The organism is bacterium, from assembly GCA_024228115.1.
In the GTDB taxonomy this organism is placed as follows: domain Bacteria; phylum Myxococcota_A; class UBA9160; order UBA9160; family UBA6930.
This window is the reverse complement of record JAAETT010000407.1, coordinates 1-3,171: the sequence shown is the minus strand read 5'-3', so window position 1 is coordinate 3,171 and position 3,171 is coordinate 1. Positions and strand designations below refer to the sequence as shown.

General features: G+C 62.7%; 2 protein-coding genes. Both read left to right on the top strand.

Annotated features, from left to right (window positions below):
- Nucleotides 1-192 precede the first annotated feature (192 nt).
- Entirely contained in the window at nucleotides 193-2,013 is a 1,821-nt protein-coding gene (locus tag GY937_17550; GenBank protein ID MCP5058510.1) for a hypothetical protein, read from the top strand.
- Between the two features lie 65 nt (nucleotides 2,014-2,078).
- Nucleotides 2,079-3,005, top strand: a complete 927-nt coding sequence (gene xerC / locus GY937_17545) for a site-specific tyrosine recombinase XerC (GenBank protein ID MCP5058509.1) — start codon at nucleotides 2,079-2,081, stop codon at nucleotides 3,003-3,005.
- Nucleotides 3,006-3,171 lie beyond the last annotated feature (166 nt).

The window sequence follows — 3,171 nt, the reverse complement described above, 5'->3', positions numbered from 1 at the left end:
TCGAGATCAAGTCGGGAAAGGTGACAGTCTGTGCGGTAGTATCCGGCTTCATGAAGGGGCCCTTGTTGAGGGGAAACGCGTGTCGCAACACGTTTCTACCGCAACTGGGGCCTTCTTCAATTCAGGAACGCGACTTCTTCATGAATTATTCGGGCTAAAGAAGAAACCCCCGAGCCGCTCCCGGCTTCCGTGGTGCCGCCGGCGCCGAAGCCCGAGATCGAGGCCGAGGTGAGCGGCCAAGAAGTCGTGATCGTGCAGGGCGATCGCCGCTACCGAATCCGAGGGCTGGAGAAGAACGCCAGCTTTGACGGGATGAAGGTGAACTTGCTGGTCTCGGCGCCTTCGCTGGGGGGCGGTGGCCAGGCGATGCACATCGACACCTTTGATCTCTATCAGCAGCGGCCGCGGGGAGCCTTTGCTCAGCAAGCGGCCGTCGAACTCGGCTTGAAGGACGAGGTGATACGCAGCGACCTGAGGAAGATCCTGTTGAAGCTCGAAGCTCTGCAGGCGGAGCGGATCGAGGGGGAGAAGGCGGCACAAGCCAAGAGCGTCACGCTCAGCATTGAGGAGACGCAAGCCGCCATGGAGCTGTTGAAGGATCCGGATCTTCTCGGCCGTATCGAGCGGGACTTCGATCGTTGTGGCGTGGTGGGAGAGGGGACGAACAAACTTGTGGGGTACTTGGCGGGTGTCTCTCGGAAGCTGGATGCGCCCTTGGCCGTGGTAATTCAATCGACGAGTGCCGCGGGGAAGTCGGCGTTGATGGATGCGGTGCTCGCGTTCATGCCGGAGGAAGACCGCACGAAGTACTCGGCGATGACGGGTCAGTCGCTCTTCTACATGGGCGAGACGGACCTTCAACACAAGGCCTTGGCGATCGTCGAGGAGGAAGGGGCAAGCACCGCTTCCTATGCCCTCAAGCTTCTGCAGTCGGAAGGCGAGCTGACGATTGCAAGCACGGGCAAGGACCCTGAAACCGGTGAGCTGAAGACGCTGGACTACAAGGTCACGGGCCCGGTGATGATCTTTCTGACCACGACGGCGATCGACATCGACGAGGAGCTGCTGAACCGCTGCGTGGTGCTGACCGTCGATGAGGGTCGCGAGCAGACGCGGGCCATCCACGCGATCCAGCGCCGCAAGCGCACGCTGGCGGGGCTGCTTGCCAAGTCAGACAAGGACCAGGTGCTCGCGCTGCACCAGAACGCGCAGCGGCTGCTCGCCCCGCTCGCCGTCGTGAACCCGTTCAGCGAGCGCCTGACCTTCGTCGATGACCGCACGCGGACCCGTCGCGACCACGAGAAGTATCTCACGTTGATCGATTCGATCACACTCCTGCATCAGCACCAGCGGAAGGTCCAGACGGTGAACCACCACGGAAAGTCGATCCGTTATGTGGAAGTCACGCCCTTCGATATCGAGACGGCGAACCGGCTGGCGAGCGAAGTCCTGGGTCGAACCCTCGACGAGCTTCCGCCGAAGACCCGCGAGCTGCTGCGCAGGCTCGATGGCTGGGTGAGCGGACGTTGCGAGGCCCTGGCCATGGAGCGTTCCGCGTTCCGGTTCCGTCGCCGCGAGGTACGGGACATGACCTTCTGGGGGGACACGGCGCTCAAGGTTCACCTCGGAAGGCTTGCCGAGATGGAGTACGTGCTCGTTCATCGGAGTGGTCGCGGGCAGTCCTACACCTACGAGCTTCTCTATCGGGGAGAGGGCGAGCACGGCAACGTGTTTCTGATGGGACTCATTGACGTGGCGAAGCTTGGATCAAAGCATGACTACGACAATCGCCGGTCAGGGCAAAACGGAGGGCAGTCAGGGGTCGGTCAGCCCCGGGTCGGGCCTCGGTCAGGGGGTGGTCGGGGTCCCGAAAACGGCGCAAGTGCGCAGAGCGAAATGGCTTCCTTCTCGTCGGGTCGTGCTCATCCTGAAAATGCACGGCCGACACCGGCGAGGGGGAATGGATCGTATCGTACGCACACGGGAGAACTCCCGGCCGAACGCGCCGACTAATGCCGCGCCGCAAGCGCCGCCGCTCTACCCCGAAGCCCGATCCTTATCCCATCGACGGAAGCGGCATGGCCCCGTACATGGCTCGCTTCCTCGAAGCCTCGGCCGCGAAAGGCTTCGCGCCGCGCACCGTCGAGATCCGAGACGAGATGCTGCGTCGCTTCATCCACTGGTGCGGCGAACGAGACCTGGAGCAGCCCCAAGACATCACACGGCCGATCCTGGAGCGCTACAGGCGCCACCTGTACCACTACCGAAAGCCGAACGGCGAGCCGCTCTCGTTCTCGACCCAGCAGCAGCGCCTGGTCCCGATCAAGGCCTTCTTCAAGTGGCTCGCCAAAGAGAACTTCATCCTCTCGAACCCGGCAAGCGAGCTGGAGCTACCGCGGGTTCACCGCCGGCTCCCCAAACACGTCCTCACCGCCGAGGAAGTCGAACGGATCCTGGCCCAGACGATGCTCCACGACGAACTCGGCATCCGAGATCGCGCGATCCTCGAGACCTTCTACTCGACAGGCATCCGGCGAGCCGAGCTCGCCCACCTTCGCCTCTACGATGTCGACATCCGAAACGGAACCCTGATGGTTCGCCAAGGCAAAGGTCAGAAGGACCGCATGGTACCTCTGGGAGAGCGGGCAGGGCGCTGGATCACGAGATACGAAGAAGAGGTTCGTCCCTCGCTCGCTACCGAACCCGACGAGGGCTGGCTCTTCCTCCACGACAGCGGCGAGCCTCTCGGAAAGAACCGTCTCACCGATCTCGCCAAGAAATACATCGCCGCCTCCGGCGTCGAGAAATCCGGCGCCTGCCACCTCTTCCGCCACACCATGGCCACCTTGATGCTCGATGCCGGCTGTGACATCCGCCACCTCCAAGCCATCCTCGGCCACAGCCAGCTCTCCACCCCCGAGATCTACACCCACGTCTCGATCCGAAAGCTCAAGGAAGTCCACGCCAGAACCCACCCCGCGGATCAGCCTTCCTCCAGCCGCTGATCGGCTCCCCGATCTTCCTTTAGCCGCCGGCCCCGAAGGTCTCGCTTGCTACGCTGCCGAGGTGCGCGCGGATGCGACTACGCCCCGCGTGCGATCTGAAAAACCGCGTCTAGGAATTTATTCGGAAATGCTCCGAGTGCACCAGGGAAATCTCGCGCTAAAGCCT